This is a genomic window from Hydrogenophaga sp. 2FB (genome assembly GCF_005503365.1).
In the GTDB taxonomy this organism is placed as follows: domain Bacteria; phylum Pseudomonadota; class Gammaproteobacteria; order Burkholderiales; family Burkholderiaceae_C; genus Hydrogenophaga.
This window is the reverse complement of the sequence record NZ_SCML01000003.1, coordinates 1-26,095: the sequence shown is the minus strand read 5'-3', so window position 1 is coordinate 26,095 and position 26,095 is coordinate 1. Positions and strand designations below refer to the sequence as shown.

General features: G+C 68.2%; 23 protein-coding genes. 15 read left to right on the top strand and 8 right to left on the bottom strand.

Going from position 1 to position 26,095, the window contains the following annotated elements; genetic code table 11:
• Positions 1 to 2 precede the first annotated feature (2 nt).
• Entirely contained in the window at positions 3 to 770 is a 768-nt protein-coding gene (locus FFS09_RS02285; RefSeq protein ID WP_137917249.1) for a DUF481 domain-containing protein, read from the bottom strand.
• A 33-nt stretch (positions 771 to 803) separates the two neighbouring features.
• On the bottom strand, positions 804 to 1,388 hold the full coding sequence (locus tag FFS09_RS02280) for a phosphatase PAP2 family protein (protein WP_171019836.1): 585 nt from the start codon (positions 1,386 to 1,388) through the stop codon (positions 804 to 806).
• A 140-nt stretch (positions 1,389 to 1,528) separates the two neighbouring features.
• Here FFS09_RS02280 and fba point away from each other — a divergent pair, with 140 nt between their 5' ends.
• Positions 1,529 to 2,593 (top strand): class II fructose-bisphosphate aldolase, encoded by a 1,065-nt coding sequence (fba, locus tag FFS09_RS02275; RefSeq protein WP_137917247.1) that lies wholly within the window; start codon positions 1,529 to 1,531, stop codon positions 2,591 to 2,593.
• A gap of 156 nt (positions 2,594 to 2,749) precedes the next feature.
• The gene (locus tag FFS09_RS02270; RefSeq protein WP_137917246.1) at positions 2,750 to 3,658 is read left to right on the top strand and encodes a phosphoribosylaminoimidazolesuccinocarboxamide synthase; all 909 of its coding nucleotides are present in this window, start codon (positions 2,750 to 2,752) and stop codon (positions 3,656 to 3,658) included.
• Positions 3,659 to 3,685: 27 nt separating this feature from the next.
• On the opposite strand, the gene trxA is transcribed toward FFS09_RS02270, so the two are convergent.
• On the bottom strand, positions 3,686 to 4,594 hold the full coding sequence (trxA, locus tag FFS09_RS02265; RefSeq protein WP_137917245.1) for a thioredoxin: 909 nt from the start codon (positions 4,592 to 4,594) through the stop codon (positions 3,686 to 3,688).
• Between the two features lie 113 nt (positions 4,595 to 4,707).
• Here trxA and purE point away from each other — a divergent pair, with 113 nt between their 5' ends.
• From purE to FFS09_RS02250, 3 genes are all read left to right on the top strand, one after another.
• On the top strand, positions 4,708 to 5,196 hold the full coding sequence (gene purE / locus FFS09_RS02260; RefSeq protein ID WP_137917244.1) for a 5-(carboxyamino)imidazole ribonucleotide mutase: 489 nt from the start codon (positions 4,708 to 4,710) through the stop codon (positions 5,194 to 5,196).
• A gap of 128 nt (positions 5,197 to 5,324) precedes the next feature.
• Entirely contained in the window at positions 5,325 to 6,563 is a 1,239-nt protein-coding gene (locus tag FFS09_RS02255; protein ID WP_137917243.1) for a 5-(carboxyamino)imidazole ribonucleotide synthase, read from the top strand.
• Between the two features lie 13 nt (positions 6,564 to 6,576).
• Positions 6,577 to 7,584, top strand: coding sequence for an L-threonylcarbamoyladenylate synthase (locus FFS09_RS02250; RefSeq protein WP_502703711.1), 1,008 nt, complete (start codon positions 6,577 to 6,579; stop codon positions 7,582 to 7,584).
• A gap of 4 nt (positions 7,585 to 7,588) precedes the next feature.
• Here FFS09_RS02250 and FFS09_RS02245 read toward each other — a convergent pair whose 3' ends face one another.
• Both FFS09_RS02245 and dacB read right to left on the bottom strand, forming a co-directional pair.
• Positions 7,589 to 8,752 carry an SGNH/GDSL hydrolase family protein gene (locus tag FFS09_RS02245; protein WP_212745038.1) on the bottom strand — a complete coding sequence of 388 codons (1,164 nt, stop codon included), beginning with the start codon at positions 8,750 to 8,752 and terminating at the stop codon, positions 7,589 to 7,591.
• Between the two features lie 201 nt (positions 8,753 to 8,953).
• Positions 8,954 to 10,492: a D-alanyl-D-alanine carboxypeptidase/D-alanyl-D-alanine endopeptidase gene (gene dacB / locus FFS09_RS02240; RefSeq protein WP_137917240.1), complete on the bottom strand. Its 1,539-nt coding sequence runs from the start codon at positions 10,490 to 10,492 to the stop codon at positions 8,954 to 8,956.
• A 117-nt stretch (positions 10,493 to 10,609) separates the two neighbouring features.
• Here dacB and tsaB point away from each other — a divergent pair, with 117 nt between their 5' ends.
• From tsaB to FFS09_RS02225, 3 genes are read left to right on the top strand one after another with little or no spacing between them, the layout of a single operon-like run.
• On the top strand, positions 10,610 to 11,386 hold the full coding sequence (tsaB, locus tag FFS09_RS02235; RefSeq protein ID WP_171019835.1) for a tRNA (adenosine(37)-N6)-threonylcarbamoyltransferase complex dimerization subunit type 1 TsaB: 777 nt from the start codon (positions 10,610 to 10,612) through the stop codon (positions 11,384 to 11,386).
• A gap of 13 nt (positions 11,387 to 11,399) precedes the next feature.
• The gene (gene rimI, locus FFS09_RS02230; RefSeq protein WP_137917239.1) at positions 11,400 to 12,002 is read left to right on the top strand and encodes a ribosomal protein S18-alanine N-acetyltransferase; all 603 of its coding nucleotides are present in this window, start codon (positions 11,400 to 11,402) and stop codon (positions 12,000 to 12,002) included.
• Between the two features lie 50 nt (positions 12,003 to 12,052).
• The gene (locus tag FFS09_RS02225; RefSeq protein ID WP_137917420.1) at positions 12,053 to 12,850 is read left to right on the top strand and encodes a uracil-DNA glycosylase; all 798 of its coding nucleotides are present in this window, start codon (positions 12,053 to 12,055) and stop codon (positions 12,848 to 12,850) included.
• Here FFS09_RS02225 and FFS09_RS02220 read toward each other — a convergent pair.
• A complete protein-coding gene (locus tag FFS09_RS02220) occupies positions 12,847 to 13,746 on the bottom strand; it encodes a DMT family transporter (RefSeq protein ID WP_137917238.1) in 900 nt (299 codons plus the stop codon). The genes FFS09_RS02225 and FFS09_RS02220 overlap by 4 nt on opposite strands.
• Positions 13,747 to 13,822: 76 nt before the next feature.
• On the opposite strand from FFS09_RS02220, the gene pyrF reads away from it, so the two are divergent.
• The 6 genes from pyrF to FFS09_RS02190 all read left to right on the top strand — a co-directional run bounded on the left by pyrF (position 13,823) and on the right by FFS09_RS02190 (position 20,320).
• Positions 13,823 to 14,662: an orotidine-5'-phosphate decarboxylase gene (pyrF, locus tag FFS09_RS02215; RefSeq protein WP_171019834.1), complete on the top strand. Its 840-nt coding sequence runs from the start codon at positions 13,823 to 13,825 to the stop codon at positions 14,660 to 14,662.
• A 155-nt stretch (positions 14,663 to 14,817) separates the two neighbouring features.
• Positions 14,818 to 16,686, top strand: a complete 1,869-nt coding sequence (locus tag FFS09_RS02210; RefSeq protein WP_252374195.1) for a DUF1800 domain-containing protein — start codon at positions 14,818 to 14,820, stop codon at positions 16,684 to 16,686.
• Positions 16,687 to 16,696: 10 nt separating this feature from the next.
• The gene (locus tag FFS09_RS02205; RefSeq protein ID WP_137917237.1) at positions 16,697 to 18,160 is read left to right on the top strand and encodes a DUF1501 domain-containing protein; all 1,464 of its coding nucleotides are present in this window, start codon (positions 16,697 to 16,699) and stop codon (positions 18,158 to 18,160) included.
• A gap of 75 nt (positions 18,161 to 18,235) precedes the next feature.
• Positions 18,236 to 18,964, top strand: coding sequence for a glutathione S-transferase family protein (locus FFS09_RS02200; RefSeq protein WP_137917236.1), 729 nt, complete (start codon positions 18,236 to 18,238; stop codon positions 18,962 to 18,964).
• Positions 18,961 to 19,578 carry a glutathione S-transferase family protein gene (locus tag FFS09_RS02195; protein ID WP_137917235.1) on the top strand — a complete coding sequence of 206 codons (618 nt, stop codon included), beginning with the start codon at positions 18,961 to 18,963 and terminating at the stop codon, positions 19,576 to 19,578. The genes FFS09_RS02200 and FFS09_RS02195 overlap by 4 nt, the downstream gene beginning before the upstream one ends.
• 181 nt (positions 19,579 to 19,759) lie before the next feature.
• The gene (locus tag FFS09_RS02190) at positions 19,760 to 20,320 is read left to right on the top strand and encodes a hypothetical protein (RefSeq protein WP_137917234.1); all 561 of its coding nucleotides are present in this window, start codon (positions 19,760 to 19,762) and stop codon (positions 20,318 to 20,320) included.
• Between the two features lie 30 nt (positions 20,321 to 20,350).
• On the opposite strand, the gene FFS09_RS02185 is transcribed toward FFS09_RS02190, so the two are convergent.
• Positions 20,351 to 21,910 carry a CYTH and CHAD domain-containing protein gene (locus tag FFS09_RS02185; RefSeq protein WP_137917233.1) on the bottom strand — a complete coding sequence of 520 codons (1,560 nt, stop codon included), beginning with the start codon at positions 21,908 to 21,910 and terminating at the stop codon, positions 20,351 to 20,353.
• An 89-nt stretch (positions 21,911 to 21,999) separates the two neighbouring features.
• Here FFS09_RS02185 and FFS09_RS02180 point away from each other — a divergent pair, with 89 nt between their 5' ends.
• Positions 22,000 to 22,815 (top strand): MipA/OmpV family protein, encoded by an 816-nt coding sequence (locus FFS09_RS02180; protein WP_137917232.1) that lies wholly within the window; start codon positions 22,000 to 22,002, stop codon positions 22,813 to 22,815.
• Here FFS09_RS02180 and uvrA read toward each other — a convergent pair.
• On the bottom strand, positions 22,812 to 25,973 hold the full coding sequence (uvrA, locus tag FFS09_RS02175) for an excinuclease ABC subunit UvrA (RefSeq protein ID WP_137917231.1): 3,162 nt from the start codon (positions 25,971 to 25,973) through the stop codon (positions 22,812 to 22,814). The two genes, FFS09_RS02180 and uvrA, sit on opposite strands and share 4 nt — an antisense overlap.
• Between the last annotated feature and the right edge of the window lie 122 nt (positions 25,974 to 26,095).

The following is a 26,095-nucleotide window of genomic DNA, read 5'->3' as shown; positions in this document are numbered from 1 at the left end:
GATCAGTCGATCCGCATCGACACGCCGGTCACGAACATCGCGTCGCCCTTCTTCAGGTTCGCGCCCGGGTCGCTGTCGTAGCGGTAACTCAGGCCCGCCGACAGGTTGATGGTCTGCGTCATGGCCACCGTCAAACCGGTGTCCAGCACGGCGCGGTACTTGCCTGAATCGCGCAGGTCCGGGTACAGCGTGAATTTCTGGCGAAACTGCGTGGTGTCGGTGAGCTTGTGGCTGGACTCCTCGGCCAGCACCAGCTCCAACCGGCCATACCGGTCGCGCATCTCGCCCGAGATGTCGGTGGACCTGACATAACGGTCGTGCGTGTAGCCCAGGCCCACGGACACGTCGAAAAAGCCGCGTTCATCGGCCCACACGTGGCGACCCACGCCGCTGGCCACCGAATACCGCGCGGCGATGTTGGCCAGCTTGTCGCGCAGGGTTTCGCCCGAACCGAAGCCAAACCAGTCGAGCGAGAAATCCCGGTTGTACTGGGTGCGCAAGCCGTAGCGGTCCGTGGTGTCGACGCCGGCGCTGCGCGCGCGGTCGGCCTTGGCGCCCCAGGTCCACTTGTCGTGGTCGCTCTGGCGCGCTCCCTCGGCCGACAGGTTCAGCGAACCGGCATTGTTGTTGCCGGACGAGACGTTGGCGCCCGCGGTCAACAGGTAGCGCCACTGGCCATCGGGCTTGAGCGTGACCTGGGCATGCGCGAGGATGGGTGCGAGCAGGGCCGCGGTGGACGTCAGCGTCGCGATCAGGGAGCGGCAAGGCATGCGGGTTCCTTTCTTGTAGGGTTTGGCGTATCCCTAGAAGGATTCCCGATGGCGCGCCCCTGGTTCCCCTGGTTTTGTGACGATTGGTATCCAGGCCCGCCGCCATCCCGCGAATCCCTGCCGCGCCGTCACCGCGCACGCCGCGCCCAGCAACAGCCCGGCGATGATGTCCGAGACGAAATGCAGGCCCAGAAACACCCGGCTCCAGGCGATGGCCAGCGCCAGGCCGCCGGCCAGGAGCAGCCACCAGCGCGGGCGCTGCGGCGCAAACAGCGCCAGCGCCGCGGCCCAGGCCCCCGCCACGGCGGCGTGAAAGCTGGGAAAACTCGCCGTGGCGGCGTGCGCGAGCCACTGCCCGCCCAGGCCCAGTTCGAAGGGCCGGGCCACGTGCACGGTCTCGCGAATGCCGCGCACCGCCAGCCAGGCCAGCGCCATGGCCAACCCCACGCCCAGCACCTGCCGGCGCGCGGCCGAGCCGAACAGCAGCAGAGGCAGCAGCGCCAGCACGGCCAGGGCGGGCAGGTCGGTGGACAGCCAGCGCGCCAGCGCCAGCAGCCAGGCCGGTGTGTCGGGCGTGGCGTTGATCCAGAGGAAAAGCAGGTGGTCGAGTCGGGTCATGGGTTGCCTGAAGTTCGACCCAGTCTGGCCCGCGCACATTAAGGCTGTGTGAAATGACACAAGCCCATACATCCGGCCAAAAGGCCGAAAGTTAAAATGCCGGGTTACACCACGGTTACCAACTGATAAGGGGATCTTTCATGGCGCTCGTTTCCATGCGCGAACTGCTCGACCACGCCGCCATCAACGGCTACGGCATTCCGGCTTTCAACGTCAACAACCTCGAACAGGTGCAGGCCGTCATGGCCGCGGCCGACGAAGTCGGCGCACCGGTGATCCTGCAAGCCAGCGCCGGCGCCCGCAAATACGCCGGCGAACCCTTCATCAAACACCTGATCCAGGCCGCGATGGAGGCCTACCCCCACATTCCGCTGGTGATGCACCAGGACCACGGCACCTCGCCCAAGGTCTGCGAAGGCGCGATCAACCTGGGCTTCGGCTCGGTGATGATGGACGGCTCGCTGATGGAAGACGGCAAGACCCCGGCTTCGTTCGACTACAACACCGACGTGACCCGCAAAGTGGTCGACATGGCGCACAAGGTCGGCGTCACGGTGGAAGGCGAACTCGGCTGCCTGGGCAACCTGGAAACCGGTGAAGCCGGCGAGGAAGACGGCATCGGCGCCGAAGGCAAGCTGGACCACAGCCAGATGCTGACCGACCCCGAAGAGGCCGCGCAGTTCGTCAAGGCCACGCAGCTCGACGCGCTCGCCATCGCCATCGGCACCAGCCACGGCGCCTACAAGTTCAGCCGCCCGCCCACCGGCGACATCCTGGCCATCAGCCGTGTCAAGGAAATCCACAAGCGCATCCCCAACACCCACCTGGTGATGCATGGCTCGTCCTCGGTGCCCGCCGAGTTGCTGGCCATCATCAACCAGTACGGCGGCAAGATGAAGGAAACCTACGGCGTGCCGGTCAAGGAAATCCAGGAAGCCATCAAGCACGGCGTGCGCAAGATCAACATCGACACCGACATCCGCCTGGCCATGACCGGCGCGGTGCGCAAGTTCCTGGCCGAGAACCCGGACAAGTTCGACGCCCGCGAATGGCTCAAGCCCGCGCGCGAAGCCGCCAAGCAGATCTGCAAGGCGCGCTACCTCGAGTTCGGCTGCGAAGGCCAGGGCAGCAAGATCAAGGGCGAAAGCCTGCAGGTGGTGGCGGCCAAGTACGCCAAGGGCGAACTCGCGCAAGTCGTGCACTGAGCGCGCTGCCGGGACCACCGCAAAGGCGGCACGGGCAAGGGAAGTCAACTTTCGGCCCGCCCCGTCGCCAACTTGCGATAATCCCCCGGAATGGTTCAAAGCCCGTTGGCTGTTCAACGGGCTTTTTTCTTGTCCCGCTTTTTCTTTGATCCGATCATGACCTCTGCCTTGCACACCTCGGCCCTGACCTCTTTGCCCCTGCTGGCGCGGGGCAAGGTGCGTGACAACTACGCCGTGGGCGACGACCGCATCCTGATGGTGGCGAGCGACCGCATCAGCGCGTTCGACGTGATCATGGGCGAGCCGATTCCCGGCAAGGGCGAGCTGCTGACCAGGCTCTCGCTGTTCTGGTTCGACCAGTTGGGCCCCAAGGGCCTGAACATCTGCCCGATCCACCTCACCGGCGATGCGCCCGAGAGCGTGGTCTCGCCCGCCGAGGTGCCGCAGGTGGTCGGCCGCTCGATGCTGGTGCAACGCCTGAAGCCGATTCCGGTGGAAGCGGTGGTGCGCGGCTATCTGGCCGGCAGCGGCTGGAAGGAATACCAGGAAAGCCGCTCGGTCTGCGGTGTGAAGCTGCCCGAGGGCCTGCAGAACGCGTCGCAACTGCCCGAGCCGATCTACACCCCGGCGGCCAAGGCGGCCATGGGCGAGCACGACGAAAACATCACCTTCGAGCGCACGGTCGAGATGATCGGCCCCGCGCTGGCGGCGCAGATCCGCGACGTGTCGATCGCGCTCTACAAGGCCGCGGCGGCGATCGCGCTGAAGAAGGGCATCATCATCGCGGACACCAAGTTCGAGTTCGGCCTGGACAAGGCCGGCAAGCTGGTGCTGATGGACGAAGTGCTCACGCCCGACAGCTCGCGCTACTGGCCGGCCGAGAGCTATGTGGTGGGGCAGAACCCGCCGAGCTACGACAAGCAGTTCCTGCGCGACTGGCTGGAAACCACGCAGGTCAGCGGCAAGCCCTGGGACAAGACGCCGCCCGCGCCGCGCCTGCCCAAGGAAGTGATCGAGAAGACCGCGGCGAAATACCAGGAAGCGCTCACGCGCCTGATGGGCTGATCAGGGCCCGTTCGGGCCCAGCTCACCTCAGCTCAACACCACCGACGACAACCTGCGCCGGTAAGTCGCCACCGTCGGGTCTTCCGGCGGCACCTGGCCCTCGGCCACCTTGGGCTTGGGCGGATCGATGACGTCGAGAATGGCGATGAAGGTCTTGCGCGCCAGGTCCTCTTTCCAGGTCTTGTCGCGCATCAGGATCTCCAGCAACTCGTCCATCGCCGCCGTCCACTGGCCAAAGGCCATGAGCAATTGCGCGAGGGCGAAGCGTGCATCGAAGTCGCGCTTGTTGGCGGCAATGGCCGCCTGCAGTTCGGTGGCGCGCGCGTCCGGGTCGGCCACTTCGGCCTGCGCGTCGCGCGCAGCCATCCAGCGCTGCAGCGAGTCGAGCCGGCGCACGCCAGCCGCTTTGGCGATCACGGGCGCAAAGGCCACCTTGGCATCGTCGTCCTGCCCCATCTCCAGCAGCAGCTTCACCAGGTCGAAGCGCGCGTCGTCGTTGTCGGGCGCGGCCTGCACGGCCTGCTGCATCTTCGCCAACGCGGTTTCGAGGTCACCCTCGGCGAGCGCGTCCTGCGCATCGGGCTCCACTTCTTCGGCTTCGAGCGCTTCGCCCTCGGGCAGGTGCTTGTCGAGGAAGGCCTTGATCTGGCCTTCGGGCAACGCGCCCATGAAACCGTCGACCGGCTGGCCGTTCATGAGCAGCACGCAGGTGGGAATGCTGCGCACGCCGAACGCGGCGGCGAGCTGCTGCTCCTGGTCGGAATCGATCTTGACCAGCTTGAAACGGCCCGCGTAATCGGCTTCCAGCTTCTCAAGCAGCGGGCCGATCACCTTGCAGGGGCCACACCACGGGGCCCAGAAATCCACCAACACGGGGGTGTGCATGGAGGCTTCGATGACCTCGGCTTCAAAGTTGGCGACGGTGACGTTGATCATGAGAGCGGCCTGGGCAAACGTAAAATCGACACTTTACCGGAGACGCCATGCCCTGCCATGCGCGTGGCCGGTCCAGCCCCGGCCCTGGGGCGCATCCGCCAAGAGGCACCTTCATGAACCCCATCCAAGTGGGTGTGCTCATGGGCTCCAGCAGCGACTGGGACACCATGCAGCACGCCGTGCAGATCCTGCAGGACTTTGGCATCGCGCACGAAGCGCGCGTGGTCTCGGCCCACCGCATGCCCGACGACATGTTCACCTACGCCGAGGCCGCCGCCGATCGTGGGCTCAAGGCCATCATCGCGGGCGCTGGCGGCGCGGCGCATTTGCCGGGCATGCTCGCGGCCAAGACGGTGGTGCCGGTGCTCGGCGTGCCCGTGGCCAGCAAGCACCTCAGCGGCGTGGACTCGCTGCACAGCATCGTGCAGATGCCCAAGGGCATTCCGGTGGCCACCTTTGCCATCGGCGCGGCGGGAGCCGCCAACGCCGCGCTGTTCGCCGTGGCCCTGCTCGCCAGCCACGACCCCGCGCTGCGCCAGAAACTCAACGATTTCCGCGCACAACAAACCGCCGCCGCACGCGCGATGACCCTTCCCGCATAAAAAAAACCCACCCCCGTCGCTTGCTCGCTGCGCGTAGCCGCATCACCCCTCAAGGGGGCAGCATCTGCGGCCCGGCAAAGCCGGTTCCGCGATGCTTCTGGACAGGCGCTCACCCACCACCCTATCTCATGAGCCTCAAGACATTTCTTCCCGGTGGTCCCTCCGTCAACGGCCAGCAGACCACGCTCGGCGTGATGGGCGGCGGCCAGCTGGGCCGCATGTTCGTGCAGGCGGCGCAGGCCATGGGCTACTTCACCGTGGTGCTCGACCCCGATCCGTCCAGCCCCGCCGGCCTGGTCAGCCACCACCACATCAAGACGGCGTACGACGACGAGCAAGGCCTGGCCCAGCTGATCCAGCGCTGCGACGCGATCACCACCGAATTCGAGAACGTGCCGGCCGCCGCGCTGGCCACGCTCGCCGCGCAGCGCGTGGTGGCGCCATCGGCGTCGTGCGTGGCCGTGGCGCAGGACCGCAGCAAGGAAAAGGCCCACTTCGAGCAGTGCGCGGCCATCAGCGGCGTGGCGCCCGCGCCGCACGCGGTCATCACCACCGACGCGGCCCTCGCCGCCGTGCCGGCCGACCTGTTGCCCGGCATCCTGAAGACCGCGCGCATGGGCTACGACGGCAAGGGCCAGGTGCGCGTGTCCACGCGCGAGGAACTCGCTGCCGCCTGGGACGGCCTGGACAAAGTGCCCTGCGTGCTGGAGAAGATGCTCAAGCTGCGCGCCGAGTGCTCGGTGATCGTGGCGCGTGGCGCCGACGGCCAGGTGGTGTGCTTTCCGGTGCAGAAGAACACGCACCACGACGGCATCCTCGCGCTGACCGAGGTCTACGACGGCGCGCTCGACGCCACCTTGGCGCAGCGTGCGCAGGCCAGCACCGTGGCGATTGCGAACCACCTGCACTACGTGGGCGTGCTGTGCGTCGAGTACTTCGTGGTCGAGAAAGCCGATGGCGCGCTCGACCTCGTGGTGAACGAAATGGCGCCCCGCCCGCACAACAGCGGCCACTACACGCAGAACGCCTGCGACCTGTCGCAGTTCGAGGCCCAGGTGCGCGCCCTCGCCGGTTTGCCGTTGCCCGTGCCACGCCAGCACAGCCCCAGCATCATGGTCAACCTGCTGGGCGATCTCTGGTTCGAACCCAACGCGACGCGCGCGCAAGCCAGCCAACAACCCGTGTCGCCACCCTGGGGCGCGGTGCTCGCGCTGCCGGGCACGCATCTGCATCTCTACGGCAAGCTGGGCGCGCGCGCAGGCCGCAAGATGGGCCATCTCAACATCACGGGCAGCAGCGTGGCGCAGGTGCGCGAAACCACCGCGCAGGTGTTGGCCCTGCTGGGCCTGCCCGCGCTCGGCGCCTGAGCTCGCCATGCCGCTGCTCCTGAAAGCCGCCGACCCCGCGGCCATCACCACCGCCGCGCAGCGGCTGGCCGCTGGCTCCTTGGTGGGTATGCCGACCGAAACCGTGTATGGCCTCGCCGCCGATGCCGACAACGCCACGGCGGTGCACCGCATCTTCGAAGCCAAGGGCCGCCCGGCCGACCACCCATTGATCGTGCACCTGGCCGCTGGCGATGGCGCACAGGGCTGGCGCGCGGGTGTAGACCACTACGCGCGCGACGTGCCCCCCTTCGCCGCCGCGCTCATGCAGGCGTTCTGGCCCGGCCCGCTCACGCTGATCCTGCCGCGCCGCGACGGCGTGGCGGCGGTGGCGGCCGGCGGGCAGGATTCGGTGGGCCTGCGCTGCCCGTCTCACCCGGTGGCCCAGGCGCTGCTGAGCGCCGCCGCCGCGCAGGGCGTGACGGGTGTTGCCGCCCCCAGCGCCAACCGCTTCGGCCGCGTCAGCCCCACCACCGCCGCCCACGTGGCCGAGGAGTTTTCGGCGCTGGCCGACGAAGACCTGCTCATCCTCGACGGCGGCGCTTGCCCCGTGGGCATCGAGTCCACCATCGTCGACTGCACGCGAGCGCACCCGGTGCTGCTGCGCCCCGGCATGGTCACTGTTGCGCAACTCGAAGCCGCCTGCGGCCAGCCGCTGCGCGAGCGCGACGAGGCCGCGCCACGCGCCTCGGGCACGCTCGAATCGCACTACGCACCGCGCGCCAAGGTGCGACTGATGGATGCAAAACAGTTGCGTGCGGCGTTTCAGGTGCTGGGCAGCGATGCAAAACACATTGCGGTGTACGCCCGCAGCACGTTCGAAACCGCCCGTGGCGTGCCGCGCCGTCGCATGCCCGACGATGCCGCCGCTGCCGCGCAGGAACTCTTTGCGGTGCTGCGCGAACTGGACGCCACCGGCGTGAACCTGATCTGGGTGGAAACACCGCCCGAAGACCAGGCCTGGGACGGCGTGCGCGACCGCTTGCAGCGCGCGGCCGCCTGAGGGCTTACTTCCAGCCCTTGGCCTCCAGGGCTTTCACCACGAGTTCGCCCATCAACTCGTTGGTGCGCGGCGTGCCGTGGAAATTGTCGGAAAACACATAGGTCTTCCACCAGTCGGGACTACTTTTCCCCTGTACTGCACTGAGCGAGGTGTCGGTGCAGGTCGCGATGTTGCCCGGACAGGCCGGCTGGGTGGTGTTGGTTAGTCCATAGGTGGCCGGCGTGTCCAGCCACTTGTTGAACTCGGCGTAGAAGTCCACCAGTACCACGCGGCTCTGGATGCCCAGCCGGGTCTTGAGCTGGTTGTTGAAGGTCTTGACCCATTGCGGCACCGCGAGCTTGATTTGGGCCGCCGCAGGAGGGTTGAGAAGCTCCGCAATCGCCAGCGACTGCACAAACCGGGGCGTGCGGGCCACGTCCGGCGCGGTGATCACCGCGATGCGCTGTGCATCCCGGTTCAGGGCTTCGCTCAACAGGGTGTCGACCAACAAGTCTGCCAGCCTCGTCACGTACAGATTGCCGATCTCATCCCGCGTCAGCCCGATTTTTTCGTCCGCCAGGATCAGCTCGCCCGTCAACGCATTGAACGCCGTGCCGCCATCGAGAAGCAAGGCCTTGGCGTAATCTTCCGCCAGATACGCCAGGTCATTGCCACCACCATCCACCAGCAGCAGCTCCTCGGGCTTGTACAGGCTTTGGGTCCGCAAGTCCTTGAGCTGCTGCACGATCGACAGGGGTGTGTTGTCGTTCGCGGCATCGCGGGGGTTGATGGCGGCGCCCCCGACACCATAGCTGGTACATGCCGTCGCGGCCGGGTTCAGCGCCGGAGCACCGCCCGCCGCCGAGTACCGCGGACACAGGGCCGGCGCAGCCACGGATGCGGCCACACGCTCTGTCCAGATCGGGTAAGGAGGCGTGCCCTGCACGGTGAACTTGAAGCCGAAGGTGCCGCTGTCGTTCAGGCTGTCACCGACCACCTTCACGGACGTGGTTTGCACCCCCGAATTCGAGGCGCTGCCGCTGCTGCCACCGTCACCGCCGCCACCACCACACGCGGCAAGAATCGTGGCGGTCATGGCCGCCGCCAGGCCGATACGGATAAACATGGGGAGGTCCTTGTCGTTGACAGAGCGAAGCGCCGAATGTGCCCGGGAAAGGAGCGCTTGCATGCGGCCTAGGCCATCTGGCCGACGCTGCTTCCTGCCCATGACCTCAAGGGCCTTCACGACCACGTCACCCGTCAGCTCGGGGGTGCGCGGTGTGCCGTGGAAGTTGTCCGAGAACACATGGGACGTCCACCCGCCGCCGGTGGGTGGCGCCGAACGCGCCATCGGTGCTCCACGCCACGGGGCCGCGGGCGGCGCGTCGGCTCAGTCGGGCAGCGCCGCCGTCCACTCCAGCAGCGCGTCCAGCGCGGGCCGCGCGGCCGGGGCGTTGGGGTGGTTGACGAACCCCACCACCACGTAACGCGTGCCGCTGGCGGCGTTGACGTAGCCCGCGATACCGGTCACATCGCGCAGCGTGCCGGTCTTGATGAAGGCGTTGCCGCGCGCGGCGCTGTTCCCGCCGCGTGCCAGCCGCACCGCCGTGCCGTTGACACCGGCAACGGACAGCGACTCGACGAACGACATGCCCTGGGGATGGCGTGCTGCGTGCCGCAGCAGACTCGCCAGCGCTTCGGGTGTGATGCGCTCCTCGCGCGAGAGGCCCGATCCGTTCTCGAGCACCGGGCCGGGTACGCGTTGGCCGAAGGTGCGTTTCCACCAGTCGGCCACCACCTCGCGCGAGTGCTCGAAACGCGCGGGGCGCGAAGGCACCAGCCGGTCGGCGGCGAAGGCCGGGGTCACCAGTGAGAACCGGGGCGCAGCCGTTTGCGGCACCGCCAGTTGCCCCAGCGTGAGAAACACCTGCTGCGCCATCACGTTGTTGCTCCAGCGGTTCACGTCCACGATCACCTCGGACAGCGGCAGCGAGCGCGCTTCGTGCAGCAGTTGCACTTCCGTGGGCATGGTGCCGTCGCGCACGCGGCCGGTGATGGCGCCGCCACTGGCACGCCACAGTCCTTCCAGGGCGCGCGCGGCGTAACTGGCCGGCTGCTGGTAGGCCACGGGCCACTTGAGTTCGCCGCAGTTTTGCGGGTAGCGGCCTTCGAAGCGGATGGCGTTGGGATCGTCGAACTGCGCCTGCAAAGCATTGCGCCAGTCGCCACACGCGCCCCGCGAGAGCGGCACGGTGGCGTCGATCGCAAGGCCCGCCAGCGGCGGCTCGCTGATCACGGTGGCCACGCCATTGGCCAGGTCGGGCTGGAAGGTGAGGATGACCGACTTGAAGTTGACCAGCAGCGCATCGGGCGTGGCGTTGTACGGGCGCAGGGCCTCCCCATCGAAGGCACCAGGGTCGATGGGCGGCAGTTCGAACGCGCTGTGGTCGAGCACCATATCGCCCAGGATCACGGTCACGCCCTTGGCCTGCAGGGCGGCATAGGCCTCGTGGACGCGTTCGAGCACCAGCTTGGGGTCGCCACCGCCGCGCACGTACAGGTTGCCGCGCAGGATGCCGTTTTCAACCATCCCGTCGGTGTAGAAGCGCGTGTTCCAGGTGAAGTCGGCGCCCAGCATGTCGATCGCGGCGTAGGTGGTCACCAGCTTCATCACCGACGCCGGGTTCACCGGTACGCCGGCCTGGTGGCGCAGGCGCTCGCGCGCCTCGGGCGCCACCGACACCACCATCGCCGAGAGCGCGCTGGTCGGCACCTGGGCGCGGTTCAGCGCCTCTACAACTGCGGGCGGCAAACCTGCGCCACGCCCGGGCATCTGCGCGCAGGCCGGCAGCCCGACGCAGGCCAGCAGCCACAGCGCGAGCAGGCGCGCGAGGAACGGAAATCGCAGGAGCAGGACGCGTGTCGACATAGGTGTTTCATTATGAAACGCGGGACCCCCGTGCGCACCTTCGCCAGGCCGGTGGTGCGCGAAAGCACACGCGGCAGCCCATCTGCCCGCCCGACACGGTGGTCGATAATCCACCCCATGCCCTCTGCCCTGCGCCTGCTTGCCATCGAAACCAGCACCGACACCCTTTCGGTGGCGCTGGGCAGCGGTGCGGCCGACGGGCCCTTGTGGCAACACACCGGCCCTGGCGGCGCGATGGCCTCCACCACCCTGCTGCCCCTGGTGAAACAGCTGCTCGATGCCTCGGGCTGGACGCTGAGCAGTCTGGACGCGGTGGTGTTTGGCCGCGGCCCAGGCTCGTTCACCGGCCTGCGCACCGCCTGCGCCGTGGCCCAGGGCCTGGCCTATGGCGCGCAGGAGACGGCCCGCCCCGGCGGCGTGCCGGTGCTGCCGGTCGATACCTTGCTGGCCCTGGCCGAAGAGGCGCGCCATGCCCACGCACAGGCAGGTGGGGCAAGGCCCGACACCGTGGTCGCGCTGCTGGACGCCCGCATGAGCGAGCTGTACCTCGCGCCTTATGCCTGCACGCCAACCGGGCTGTCGCCGCTGGCGCCGCCGCGCCTGTGCGCGCCGAAAGACCTCGCCGCCCATCTTCAAGGGTCTGTGACCGACGACACCCTGTTGGCCGGCAACGTGTTCGACAGCTATGCCCCTGACCTTGCGGCCATCCCCGGTCTGCGTCGGCACGCCCTGCCCACCGCCACCGCCTTGCTGCGTCTGGCGCCCGCCCTGATCGCGCAAGGCGCGGCGCTGGCGGCGCGCGACGCCCTGCCGCTGTACGTGCGCGACAAGGTGGCCCAGACCACCGACGAGCGCGAACGGTTGCGCGTGGCCGCCCACGCGGCAGCGCGGTGAGGAGGTCTTCTCCATGAGCCATGCCGTGAACGACCTGCTGCGGGCACCCCAAGCCTGGCCAACGGCGCAGGCCGTAAGCCCCACCGCGCAGGAACGCCGCATTGCCTTCGAGCCCATGTCCGAGGCCGATCTGGACTCGGTGCACGCCCTCGAGTCCGCCACCTATGCCCACCCCTGGTCGCGCAAGCACTTCCACGATTCGCTGCAGGCCGGCCACCCGGCCGTGCTGCTGCTCGGCGAGGCGCTGCCACACGAAAGACCGCCCTACCCGGCGCGCGCGGACGGCCGCCTGCTGCTGGGCTACCTGGTCGCGATGCCGGGCGTGGACGAGGTGCACCTGCTCAACGTCACCGTGGCCACCGCGCACCAGCGCCAGGGTTGGGCGCGTTTCATGCTCGATGCACTGGCGCTGTGGTCGCGCGGACAGGGCGCGCACTGGCTCTGGCTCGAAGTGCGCGAGAGCAACGCGCCCGCGCGCCGGCTCTACGAGCGGTATGGCTTCACGCAGGTGGGGCTGCGCAAGGGCTACTACCCGGCCGGCCATCTGCGGCGCGAGGACGCGGTGGTCATGAGCCTGAGCCTCGCACCCGACAACACAGCGGAGACGCAGCCTTGACCGCCGACGACACCTCCTTCGTGCCCCAGCTCGACGCGCGCCAGCGCGCCATGCTGGCCGAGATGGGCGTGCGCGTCTGGGCACCGCGGCCCACACCGCCGCAGGAAGCCGCTGCACCCACCGTCGCGCCACGGGCCAGCGCGCCCACGCCACCCGCCGCCACGCCGCCCCTCGCAACGCCCGTGCGCCAGCTGCCTGCCTCGCCGCCGCTGGAGGAAGCCCCACCCGTCGAGAGCCCTGTCGCAGAGCGTCCGCGCACCAGTCCGGTGGACACCATGGACTGGCCCGCGCTGCGCGAAGCCGTCGCCAGTTGCCAGGCCTGTGGCCTGTGCCAGAGCCGCAAGAACACGGTGTTCGGCGTGGGCGACACGCAAGCCGACTGGATGATCGTGGGTGAAGCCCCCGGCGAAAACGAAGACCGGCAGGGCGAACCTTTCGTGGGCGCGGCCGGCCAGTTGCTCGACAACATGCTGCGCGCCGTGGGCCGCAGCCGCCATGCCGAAGGCGCGAAGGGCGCCTTCATCGCCAACGTGCTCAAGTGCCGCCCGCCGGCCAACCGCAACCCGCAGCCCGAGGAAGTGGCTCAATGCGAGCCCTACCTGGTGCGCCAGGTGGCACTGGTGAAACCCAAGGTCATCGTCGCCATGGGCCGGTTCGCGGTGCAGGCGCTGCTCAAGACCACCGAGCCCATCGGCCGCCTGCGCGGCAAGGTGCACCGCTACGAGGGTGTGCCGGTGATCGTGACCTACCACCCGGCCTACCTGCTGCGCACCCCGGGTGACAAGGGCAAGGCCTGGGCCGACCTGTGCCTGGCGATGGACACGCTGGACAAGGCACCGGCCCGCTAAGGCCGCATTCGGCGAGACGCCGCCGAGGCAGGCCACAGCACCGACGCGATCGCCACCATCACCAGCGCCACGGCGGCCCAGTCCTGCCAGTGCAGCACCTCGCCCAGCCACCAGGCGCCGGTGAACACGCCGAGCACGGGGATGAACATCACCGACAGCGTGGACGCGATCGGGGGCAGGTCGCGCGCGAGCGAGAGCCAGGCCACCTGCGCGAAGGCGAACACGCCGACCGCGTTGTACAGAATCGCCCACCAGATCCCGGGCGTGGGCCAAATCCAGGCATCGCGCTCGAACACCAGCGCCAGCAGGGACATCCACACCGTGGTGAAGGCGGTGAGCCAGAACGAGATGGTCAGCGTCGGCTGCGGAATGCGTGTGTGGCGCAGCATCTGCGTGCCCACCGCCCAGGTGGCCGCGCCCACCAGCATCATGGCCACGCCCCAGGGCTTGCCGGCCAGGTTGGTGAGCTCGTGCCACAACAACAGCGCCACGCCCAGGCCGGCCGCGGCCACGCCACCCCACGCACGGCCTCTGAGTCGCTGCCCGAACCACAGGCTGCCGACCAGCGCCGAGAACACCGGCATCGTGTAACCGAGGATGGCCGCGCGACCGCTGGACAAGGTCTGCAGCGCGATGATCACCAGCGCGTGCCAGATCAACATGTTGAACACCGTGAGCCAGGCCAGCTCGATCCAGTGCGCTCGCTCAATGCGCAGCGGCGTGCGCCGCCACCACACGAACAGCCCCAGCACGAACAACCCGATCCACATGCAGATGGCGCGAAACGTGAGCGCCGGAAACCCGGTCACGCCAAACTTCATGATCGGCCAGTTGACGCCCCAGACCAAAGTGATCAGGGCAAGCAGAACGAGCTGTTGGCGGGTCAGGGTATGCATGGCCGCGATCTTAGGGGCGCGCTCCGTCGCTCGGCCGCCAACACCTCGCGCCAAGCCGCCAACTAAAATCGCGGACATGACTTTTCTCGACATGCTGCGAAACGCCGAGCGCCAGAACCGTTCCCTGTTGTGCGTTGGCCTGGACCCGGACCCGGCCCGCTTCCCCGCCCACCTGAAGAACGACGCCAGCCGCATCTATGACTTCTGCGCCGCCATTGTCGAGGCCACCGCCGACACCGCCATCGCCTTCAAGCCGCAGATCGCCTACTTCGCGGCGCACCGCGCGGAAGACCAGCTCGAGCGCCTGATGGCGCACATGCGCCGCGTCGCACCGCAGGTGCCGGTGATCCTGGACGCCAAACGCGGTGACATCGGCAGCACGGCGCAGCAGTACGCCATCGAAGCCTTCGAGCGCTACGGTGCCGACGCGGTCACGCTCTCGCCCTTCATGGGTTTCGATTCGGTGGAGCCTTACCTGGCGTACCACGGCAAAGGCGCGTTCCTGCTCTGCCGCACGTCCAACCCCGGTGGCGACGATCTGCAGAACCAGCGCCTGGCCTCCATCGATGGGGAGCCCCGGCTGTACGAACATGTGGCGCGCCTGGCGCAAGGCCCCTGGAACCTCAATGGCCAGCTCGGCCTGGTGGTGGGCGCGACCTACCCCGCCGAAATCGAACGTGTGCGCGAGATCGCACCGACCTTGCCGCTGCTGATCCCTGGTGTCGGCGCGCAGGGCGGCGACGCGGTCGCCACTGTCAAAGCGGGTCTGCGCACGCACGGCGACGAGACCACCGGCGCGATCGTCGTGAACTCGTCGCGCGCGATTCTGTACGCGTCGGCGGACGCCAACTTCGCCAGCGCGGCGCGGCAGGTGGCCCTGAAAACGCGAGACGAATTGCACGCAGCGCGCAGCTGAATTTCGACCAATGGCCGCCGGCGAATCGCCGGCGGTAGGGCTGCGAAACCACTGCCGCGGCGGCGCCACACCTACCTGTAACCACTTGAAAACCCGCCCCGTTCCGCGGCGGGCGGCTACCTACACTCGCGCTCGTCTCGATCTGGAGGAAGCCCATGATGGACATCGAAACACCGGATACACCCGACGGTGACACCGTCACTGCGCCCTGGCGCGCCGACGCCCCAGCACCTGCGCACACCGCACACGCACTGAGCGTGGTGGCCGCTGCCGCACTGCTGGCCGCCTGCGGCGGCGGAGGTGGTGGTGGCAGCAGCGGCAGCAGTGGAAGCGGAGGCAGCGGCAGCGCTGCAGCGCCGACGGGCGTGGTCGACTTCCCCATCAGCGGTTACGCGTACCTCAACGCTCCCACCGCCGAAGACGCAGCGCGCTTCCTGCAGCAGGCCCAGTTCTCGTCCACCACCGCAGAGATCGCCGAGCTGCGCAGCACGGGCTACGCGCAATGGCTGGCCAACCAGTTCGTGCGCTACCAGGGCATCACTGGCTGGAACTGGCTCGAGGCGCGGGGCTACGGTGCGGTCGACAGCTACGGCCATTTCTTCAACGCCTACCAAGCAGACTTCATGCTCTGGAGCCAGCTCCTGAGCGGGCCGGACATGATGCGCAAGCGCATCGCGCTCGCGCTCTCCGAATTCTTCGTGGCCTCGCTCGCCTCGAGCGACTTCACCTGGTTCTCCCATGCCTACGCCAGTTGGTGGGACATGCTGATGCGCCACGCCTTCGGCAACTACCGACAATTGCTCGAGGACGTGACGCTGCACCCCGCCATGGGTGCATTCCTCAACACCAAGGGCAACCAGAAAGAGAACGCCAACGGCCGCGTGCCCGACGAAAACTACGCCCGCGAGGTGATGCAGCTCTTCACCGTCGGCGTGGTCGAGCTCAACCTGGATGGCACGCCGAAACTCAGCGGCGGCGTGCCGGTGGAAACCTACGGCCAGGCCGACGTGACCGGCTTGGCGCGCGTGTTCACCGGCTACGACTTCGACACCTCCGACGGCGTGCGCCACGCCGTGCCCGGTCAGAGCTACACGATCGAGTCGCGCGCCTTCGCGGGCAAGCGCATGGCGTTCAACGCCAACCGCCACTCGTTGCTGGAAGCGCGCTTCCTCGGCACCACGGTGCCGGCCAGCACGTCCGGGCCGGCCGCGCTGAAGACCGCGCTGGACACCTTGTTCAACCACCCCAACGTCGGCCCGTTCTTCGCGCGCCAGATGATCCAGCGCCTGGTGACCAGCAACCCCAGCCCGGCCTACGTCGAACGCGTCGCCACGCGCTTCAACGACAACGGCGCGGGCGAACGCGGCGACCTGAAGGCGGTGTGGGCCGCGATCCTGCTCGACGACGAGGCGCGTGGACCGCACACGCTGCAAAGCACCACCTTCGGCAAACTGCGCGAGCCTATGCTGCGCTTCATCCAGTGGGCACGCACCTTCGGCGTGACCTCGGCCGCGGGCAGCTGGAAGATCTTCGAGCTCAACAACGTGGCCACGCAACTCGGCCAGAGCCCCCTGCGCTCGCCCTCGGTCTTCGGCTTCTTCCGCCCGGGCTACGTGCCACCGGGCACCGCGCTGTCGGCCTCGGGCGCCACCGCGCCGGAGTTTCAGCTGGTCAACGAGTCCACGGTCGGCGGCTACCTGAACTTCATGCAAGGCGCGATCCAGAACGGCATCCACTGCCCCGAACCCGGCGTGCCGCAAGCCGCCTGGACCAACTATGCCTACGACGTGCAGGCCAACTACACGCGTGAACTCTCGCTGGTCGCCGACGCCACGGCGCTGGTGAACCACGTCTGCCTCGTGCTGGCCGCGGGCAACATGTCCAACGCCACGCGCGCCATCATGGTCGCGGCGCTCGAGGCCACGCCCGTGACCACCGCCAGCACCGACACGGCCAAGCGGCGGCGCGTGTGGGCGGCCATCCTGATGGTCATGGCCTGTCCCGAATACCTGATCCAGAAGTAAGGGGCGCGCCATGCACTTCATCCAGCCCGACCTGCACACCCGCCGCGCCTTCCTGCGCCGCGCCGGCCAGCTCGCCTTCACCGGCGCGGCCCTGCCCACCGCGCTCAACCTCGCCGCCATGGGCGAGGCGGCGGCGCTCGACGCCACCGACTACAAGGCGCTGGTCTGCGTGTTCCTCAACGGCGGCAACGACTATGCCAACACCGTCATCCCCTACGACACCGCGACCTACGACCTCTACAGCGCGGTGCGCGGCGGCGGCGCGAACCGCACGGCGGGCGGCATTGCCCTCGCGCACGCGGCCCTCGGTCCGACCTTGCTCGACCCCACCGCCGCCCTGCCGAACGGCCGGCAGTACGCACTGCACCCGTCCATGCCGGGCCTGGCCGGCCTCTTCAACAGCGGCGCCGCGGCGGTGCAACTCAATGTCGGGCCACTGGTGGCTCCGATCACGCGCCAGCAATACAACGGCAGCAACCGCGCGCTCTATCCGCTGCCGCCCAAGCTGTTCTCGCACAACGACCAGCAGTCGGTCTGGCAATCCTCGCAACCCGAAGGCGCCACCACCGGCTGGGGCGGCCACCTGGGCGACCTGGCGCTCGCCGCCAACAGCAGCAACCGCGTGCTCACCTGCGTCTCCGTCACCGGCAACACGGTGTTCCTCAGCGGCGACCAGGCCTTGTCGTACCAGGTCAGCACCAGTGGCGCGGTGAAGATCGGCGCGGTCACGGGCAACGTCTACAACTCGCCCCAGGTGCGCGCGGCGATCGCGCAGCTAGCCCAGCAAACCCGCACCCACGTGCTGGAGAACGAATACAACCTCGTGACCGCGCGTGCCGTGGGCGCCGAGAACGCGCTGAGCACCGCGCTGGCCGCACGCCCCGCCAACACCGCGCCGTTCAACGCCTTTCCCACCAGCAACAACCTCGCCGACCAGCTGAAGATGGTCGCGCGCCTGATCGCCGCGCGCGATGACCTGGGCAACCGCCGCCAGGTGTTCTTCGTCTCCATGGGTGGCTTCGACCTGCACGACAACCTCGTCAACGGCCAGGCCACCTTGATGACCCGGCTGAGCGAGGCGCTCACCGCGTTCCACAACGCCACCGCGGCGCTGGGTGTGGCCGACAAGGTGACCACGTTCACCGCGTCCGACTTCGGCCGCACGCTCACCTCCAACGGCGACGGGTCCGACCACGGCTGGGGCAGCCACCATGTCGTGGTCGGCGGTGGGGTCAAGGGCAAGGCGTTCTATGGCAAGGCGCCACCGGTGAGCGTGGGCAACTCCACCGTGGACGCCAACGACCAGTGGCACGTGGGCCAGGGCCGCCTGCTGCCCAGCACCTCAGTGGACCAGTACGCCGCCACCATGGCCACCTGGTTTGGCGTGCAGGGCGCCGAGATGAACGGCATCCTGCCCCAGCTCGGCAACTTCGGTGGTGTCGACTACCCGACCAACCTCGGCTTCATGGCCTGACCGTAGCCTGCGCGACAGGCCAGATGCGACAGCGCGCTAGGATGCTCGCTGCTCGCACCAACGGGACCGCCGCGCATGATCGATCTTTACACCGCCGCCACACCCAACGGACACAAGGTGTCCATCGCGCTCGAAGAACTGGGCCTGCCCTACACGCTCAAGGCGCTCAACCTGAGCGAAGGGGAGCAGCGGCACCCCGACTACCTCAAGATCAACCCCAACGGCCGCATCCCTGCCATCGTCGACCACGAAGCCGGTGGTTTCGCGGTGTTCGAGTCCGGCGCCGTGCTGATCTACTTGGCGGAGAAGACCGGGCGCCTCATGCCCGCCGATGTACAGGGCCGCTCGCGCGTTCTGCAGTGGCTGATGTTCCAGATGGGGGGCATCGGTCCGATGATGGGCCAGGCCAATGTGTTCTTCCGCTACCTCCCCGAAAAGATCCCGCTCGCCATCGACCGCTACCAGGGCGAATGCCGGCGCCTGTTCCGCGTGCTGGACGGCCATCTGGAACACCACGAGTACCTCGCGGGCGACTACTCCATTGCCGACATCGCCAACTGGGCCTGGGTGCGCACGCACCGGTGGTCGGGCGTGGAGATCGATGACCTGCCGCACCTCAAGCGCTGGCGCAATGCGATCCGCGCGCGGCCCGCGGTGCAGCGCGGCATCGAACAACCGGCGTCGACGACAGACCTCGAGCGCGATGGCGATGCCGGCGCGAAGCGCTTTGCCGAGGACGCGCGGCGCATGGTGGAAACCGGCCAGAGCCTTCAAGCCGGGAAGACCGGCAAGGGAACGGCATGAAGCTCTATGTGTCGCCGCGCGCGCCCAACCCGCGCCGGGTGCTGATGTTTCTGGTGGAGAAAAACATCAACCGCCTGGAGCTCATCAACATCGATCTGAACGCCCAGGAACACAAAGCCGCAGACTACCGCGCCAAGAGCCCCCTGGCGCGCGTGCCGGCGCTGGAGCTCGACGACGGCCGCGTGCTCACCGAGACGCGCGCCATCTGCACCTGGCTCGAAGGCCGTTACCCCGAGCCCAACCTGATGGGGCACAACGCGGACGAGCGCGCCTTCATCGAAATGGCCGACCGCCGCATGGAGTGGTACTTCATGCTGCCCATGGCGAACTCGATCCGCCACACCCATCCCGGTCTGGCGCCGCTGGAGCAACCGCAGTTCCCGGACTTCGGGCAGTCGCAGCTCATCAAGGCGCGCGAGACCGCCGCCTGGCTCGACGGCGAGCTGCAACGCCAGCCGTGGGTGGCGGGCGAGCGCTTCACGATTGCGGACATCACCGCGTTCTGCACGGTCGAGTTCGCGCGCCTGGCGCGTTTCAACCCCGCCGGCGAAGGCCTGCACGCCCTGCAGGCCTGGCGTGATCGCGTGGCCGCACGGGCCAGCGCGAAGGTGTAGCGCCGCGCGCCATCCGGCGCTTGAGGTTGGCGCGGATGACCTGCCCCAGCACATAAAGACCCACAGCACGCTGGCTTACGCCTTGTAACAGCCGCCGCAGAGCGCACTGCCAGAATCGCAACAGGCTTGGAACCACGCAGGCCTACCGGCTGACACAACACTTCACAAACAGTCCCACGATATGACCTTTTCACTCCGCGCCTCCGTCCCCCTGATGCTGCTTGGTCTGGCGTTGACGGCCGGTGTACCGGCCCTGGCCGAAAAACCCGACCGCGACGACAAGCACGGGGGCAAGCATGACAAACACCAGAAGCAAGACAAACGTGAGAAGCATGGGTCGTCTCGCCAGGATGACCGCCGCGACGACTACCGTCCCCGCGAGGTCGTGCGGGCGCCGTCCTCCGGCGTGACGGTAAACATCCAGATCGGCAGCTATTTCGGCGAACCGCAACGCCGCGCTGCCTATTCGTACTACGAGCCACGTTTCAAGGCCGGCAATTGCCCACCGGGCCTGGCCAAGAAAAACAACGGCTGCATGCCGCCCGGCCAGGCGAAGAAGTGGCGCAAGGGCTATGTGCTGCCGCACGACGTCGTGTACTACCCCGTGCCCAGCGCGGTGAGCGTGCAGCTGGGCGTGCCGCCAGCCGGCTACAAATACGTGCGCGTGGCAGCCGACATTCTGCTGATCGCCGTGGGCACGTCCATGGTGGTCGACGCGATCGAAGACCTCGGCCGGTTCTGAGTCCGCCACGCGGCACCACGTCGACGTCGCTCAGTGCCAGGGCGTCGGACGCCGCTCCAATGCCCGCTCCATCGCGGGCAGCTCCTTCAATTTGGCTTGAAGCTCTTCGTCCAGCGCGTGCTGCCAGCGCTGCACCCACGCCGACGCGAGCGCCGGCGGCAAGCCCGCCAGCAAGGCCTGTGCGGTGTTGAGGTCGTTGAGATGCCCCAACAGTGCTTGCGCATTGGCCAACATCGCCGTGCTGCGCGCCACCCCTTTGGGCGGCAGCACGCCGGCCAGCAACTCCTGCGCGTAGCGCAGCTTCTTCAACACGATGCGCAGTTCGTGCCGGCCTTCGGGCCCTGCACGGCGGGCGACGTGCGCCGCCCTCTTCACGGCGGCGTGGCGTTCGCGAACAGCGGTGCGGGCCCAGTCGGTCAATGAAAGCGCCGAAGATTCAGCAGATGCCGGCGTGTCAACCGGTTCCAGCGCGAGCACCGCGCGGGTGAAAGCCAGCAGGCGCAGCGCGTGCGCCGACCCGCTCAGCACCTCGGCCGCCCGCCGTCCCGCATCGAGGCGCAGCGCCTGCACATGGGCCAGCAAGTCCGGTGGCGTCTGCCCATCACCGGTAGCGGCACTCCAGTCCGGCAGCCGCTCGGCCACGAACACATCCCAGTTGCGCGCATCGCCGAGCGCACCCGCCACCGACCGCCATTCGCGCGACCAATGCGCCACGAACCGCCGCGGCAGGTGGTCGCGGAACACGCGCAGCGCGGTGCGCAGACGCCGCAGCGCGACGCGGCATTGGTGCACGAACTCCGGGTCGGGCAGGCCGCCGTCGTCGCTGGGCGGCAACACCCCCGTCTCGTTGGCCTGCAAGTGGGTCAGGCAGCTCAACGCCACGGCACGGAACGCCTGCACAGGGTGCATGTCGGCGTCGAGTTCAACCCGTGACGACTTCGCCGGTTGTGCCCGCTCACCGACGAACAAGGCGTAGCCGCGCTCGGCCTTGCTGCGCTGCGCCGGCAGCAGGCGCAAGCCCTGCGCGGCCTGTCCTGATGGACCGAGAGCCAGCGTGTGCGCCAGGTCCAGCAAGGCATCCACCGGCCCGCTCTTGAGTTCGAGCTCCAGCTCCAGGATGGGCTGGCAATGCCGCCCCTGCGCGTTGCCGGTGGTGATGACACCCTCGTCCAGCGCCACCTCGACGCACGCCGGTCCCTGTTGCAGCAGCCAGCTGCGGCGGGTGAAGTCGGTGCGGAACACGGGCACCAGCTGCCAGGCCACGCGCACCAGCGCCTGCGCCAGGGTCTCGTCATCGACCAGCGCGGCGAAATCGAACTGGCCTGGGCGGCAGGGCGCTTCCCACTCCCCACGGCGCGACAGACCGCCCACCGAGGTCCCCGCGGTTTTCACGGTGAGCAAGGTGCTGCGGCCCACGCGGCGCTCGCGCACGGCCATGCGTTGCGCGCGCAGAGCGAGTGTGGACGTGTCGAAGTAGGTGTTGAACAACCGCTCGCGGCGCGGCGGCTGCGCGCTCAACAGCGGGTGCGCGAGCAGGCGCGACAGATCGTCGGGGTGCAGTTCGAGTTTGAGTTCGGTTTCGACGGGCATCGGACAGTGAACGGAGGGCGGACCTCGAGAGTCTGCCGTCGAATGGCGAATGCATCTACCATGGCGCCACAAGCCCTTACACGAACGCCATGCGCCCCGCCATCGTTGCCAGCACCCTGATCGCCCTGACCACGGGCGCACATGCCGCCGACCCGGTCGCGCTGGAGGCCAGTCGCGACTACCTCGTGGGTTTCGGGCTGGTGTCGTCCGCGCCGCACCTGGGCAGCGACGTCGATCAGCGCCTGCGGCTGCGGCCGATCTGGGCCTTCCAGCTCGGGCGCTTCCGTTTCGCCACCTCGGGCGCCAGCGCCTTGCTGAGCCAGGGACGCAAGACGGTGGACTCGGGTGTGAGCACCGAACTCGCGGGCAACGACACGTGGTCGCTGAGCACCTCGCTGGCGATCGACGACAAGCGCTCGTGGAAAGACGATGCCGTGTTCCGCGGCCTGCCCGACGTGCGGGCCACCCTGCGCGGGCGCGTCGCGGCGAATGCGGCGATCGGCAAGGAGAAACGCTGGACGTACTCGGTGCGCGCCTCGCAAGACCTGCTGGGCCGTGGCGGGGGCCTGCGCCTGGACCAGGGCCTGAGCTACCGCCATCCGGTGTCGAAGCAGACCCACTGGGACCTGTCCCTGGGCGCGGGCTGGGCCAATCGCACCCACCGGCAGACCTACTACGGCATCGACCCCGCGTCGGCCGCGGCCACCGGCTTGCCGGCGTACGCCATCGGTTCGGGTTGGGACAGCGTCTCGCTCGGCTGGCGCATCACCTCGGCGCTCAGCCACCACTGGGTGGCATACGGCGGCGTGAGCGTGGCGCAGCTGCAGGGAGCGGCCGCGCGCAGCCCGCTGACCGGCCGCAAGATCGCCTACGGCGCGACCGTGGGCATCGCCTACCGGAATTAGGGCAAGGCCAACAAGCGGCGCAGGTAGTGCCCGGTGTGGCTGTCGGGATGGGCCGCGATGGTCTCGGGCGTGCCCTGCACCACCACCGTGCCACCGCCCGAACCGCCTTCGGGGCCCATGTCGATCACCCAGTCGGCGGTCTTGATGACGTCAAGGTTGTGCTCGATCACCACGATGGTGTTGCCCGCGTCGCGCAGCTGGTGCAGCACCTTGAGCAGCAACTCGATGTCGGCGAAGTGCAAGCCGGTGGTGGGTTCGTCCAGGATGTAGAGCGTGCGCCCGGTGTCGCGTTTGCTCAGCTCCAGCGCGAGCTTGACGCGTTGCGCCTCGCCACCCGAGAGCGTGGTCGCGCTCTGCCCGAGCTGGATGTAGGACAGGCCCACGTCGAGCAATGTCTGCAGCTTGCGGTGCAATGTGGGCACGGCGCTGAAGAAAGCATGCGCCTGCTCCACGGTCATGTCCAGGATCTGCGCGATGTTGCGGCCCTTGTACTGCACGTCCAGCGTCTCGCGGTTGTAGCGCTGGCCACCACAGACCTCGCAAGGCACGTACACGTCGGGCAGGAAATGCATTTCCACCTTGACCACGCCATCGCCCTGGCAGGCTTCGCAGCGGCCACCGGCCACGTTGAAGCTGAAGCGGCCGGGGCCGTAGCCACGCTCGCGCGCGGTGGGCATCTCGGCCATGAGCTCGCGAATGCCGGTGAACAGGCCCGTGTAGGTCGCGGGATTGCTGCGCGGCGTGCGGCCGATGGGCGACTGGTCGACGTTGATGACCTTGTCGAAATGCTCGATGCCTTCGATCGCGTCGTGCGCCGCCGGCTCGTCGTGTGAGCGGTAGAGCGTGCGCGCCACGGCGGCGTAGAGCGTGTCGTTGACGACCGTGGATTTGCCCGAGCCCGAGACCCCGGTGACACAGGTGAGCAGACCCACCGGGAACGCCACGTTCACACCCTTGAGGTTGTGGCCGCGCGCGTTGAGCACGCGGATTTCCTGCAAGTCGCCCAGCGTGGCCTGGTGCGCGGCTTCGCGGGCGGCACGGCGCTCCGCGGCGGGGCTGGGTGCAAAGCGCGGTTTGGACGGTGCGTCAGGCTTGGCCGTGTCACCCCGCTTGACCACCGGCAGCCAGGGCGTGCGCCGCTGCGGCACCGCAATGCTTCGCGCGCCGCTGAGGTATTGGCCGGTGAGCGATTCGGTGGCAGCCATGATGGCGTCACAGCTGCCCTGCGCCATCACCCGCCCGCCATGCACACCGGCACCCGGGCCCATGTCGATCACGTGGTCGGCGGTGCGGATCATGTCCTCGTCGTGTTCGACCACGAGCACGGTGTTGCCCAGGTCGCGCAGGTGCTGCAGCGTGGCGATGAGACGGTCGTTGTCGCGCTGGTGCAGGCCGATGCTGGGTTCGTCGAGCACGTACATCACGCCGGTCAGGCCGCTGCCGATCTGGCTGGCCAGGCGGATGCGCTGGGCTTCGCCGCCGGAGAGCGTGTCCGCGCTGCGGTCCAGGCTGAGGTAGTTCAGGCCCACGTCGTTGAGGAACTTCAGCCGCTGGCGGATTTCGTTGATCACGCGCGCGGCGATGTCGCCCTTGGCGCCGTGCAGCTCCAGCGTCTTGAAGTACGCCAACGACTCGCCCAGCGTGATGTGGCTGATCTTGTAGATCGGCTGTTTCTGATCGCCCTCGCCCACGAACACGTGGCGTGCCTCGCGGCGCAGGCGCGAGCCGCCGCAGTCCGGGCAGGGTTGCACGGCGCGGTAGCGCGCCAGCTCTTCGCGCACGGCGGCGCTGTCGGTCTCGCGGTAGCGGCGCTCGAAGTTGCGGATGATGCCTTCGAAGGGGTGTTTCTTGCTCACCTTGCGGCCCGCGCGCTCGCCCGATTCGAGCGCGTAGCTGAACTTCACCTCCTCTTCGCCCGAGCCGTACAACAGCACCTGCTGCACGCGCTCGCTCAGGCTTTCCCAAGGCGCCTCGGCGTCGAACTTGTAGTGCGCGCCGAGGCTTTCGATCATCGCGAAGGAATAGCCGTTGCGCCGGTCCCATCCCTTGATGGCGCCACTGGCCATGCTGAGCGAGGGAAACGCCACCACGCGCGCCGGGTCGAAGAACTCGGTGTGGCCCAGACCGTCGCAGGTCGGGCAGGCCCCCATGGGCGAGTTGAAGGAGAACAGACGCGGTTCGAGTTCGCCCACGGTGTAGTGGCACAGCGGGCAGGCGAAGCGTGCGGAAAAGCCGTGTTCGCGCGGGGTCTGGCCTGCGCCGTCGGCGTCCATCTCCACGGCAAGGGCGCGGCCATCGGCCAGGCGCAGCGCGGCTTCAAAGCTCTCGGCGAGGCGCTGGCGCAACGGGTTCACGCCCTCTTCCTCGCCATCGCCGCGCACCTTGATGCGGTCGATCACCACATCGATGTTGTGTTTCTCGGTCTTCTTGAGCGCGGGCAGCGTTTCGGCCTCCACCACCGCGCCGTCGACCCGGAACCGCACATAGCCTTGCGCCTGCATGTCGGCAAAGAGTTCGACGAACTCGCCCTTTTTCTCGCGCGCCACCGGCGCCAGGATCATCAGGCGCGTGCCTTCGGGCAGCGCGAGCACCGTGTCCACCATCTGCGCCACGCTTTGCGCCGCCAGCGGCAGGCCGTGGTCGGGGCAGTGCGGCGTGCCGGCGCGCGCGTACAGCAGGCGCAGGTAGTCGTGGATCTCGGTGACCGTGCCCACGGTGGAGCGCGGGTTGTGGCTGGTGGCTTTCTGCTCGATCGCGATCGCGGGCGACAGGCCTTCGATCAGGTCCACATCGGGCTTGTCCATCAACTGCAGAAACTGCCGCGCGTAGGCCGACAGGCTTTCCACGTAGCGGCGCTGGCCTTCCGCATACAGGGTATCGAACGCGAGGCTGGACTTGCCTGAACCCGACAGACCGGTGATCACCACCAGCGAATGCTTGGGGATGTCGAGGTCGATGTTCTTGAGGTTGTGCGTGCGCGCGCCGCGCACCGTGAGGAAGGCGCTGGCGTGCCGCAGCGCAGCGGCCAGGTACCGGGCATCCGGCTCGGCAACGGACAGCGTTTCGGGAGGCGTGCCGCCGGGCGCTCCAGTCAATTTCAGGTCCGGGTGCAGGTTCTGGTTCAAGGCGCTACGGGAGTGTTGAGGGCAACCGGGCATGATAAGCCGCCAACCGAGCCGAAACCAACCTTCCGGCGGCCATGCGCCGTTCACCGACAATACGCCATCCCCTGCCTTGCCCCGCCCGACCATCGCTCCCGTGCCTTCTCTGAGTCCCACCC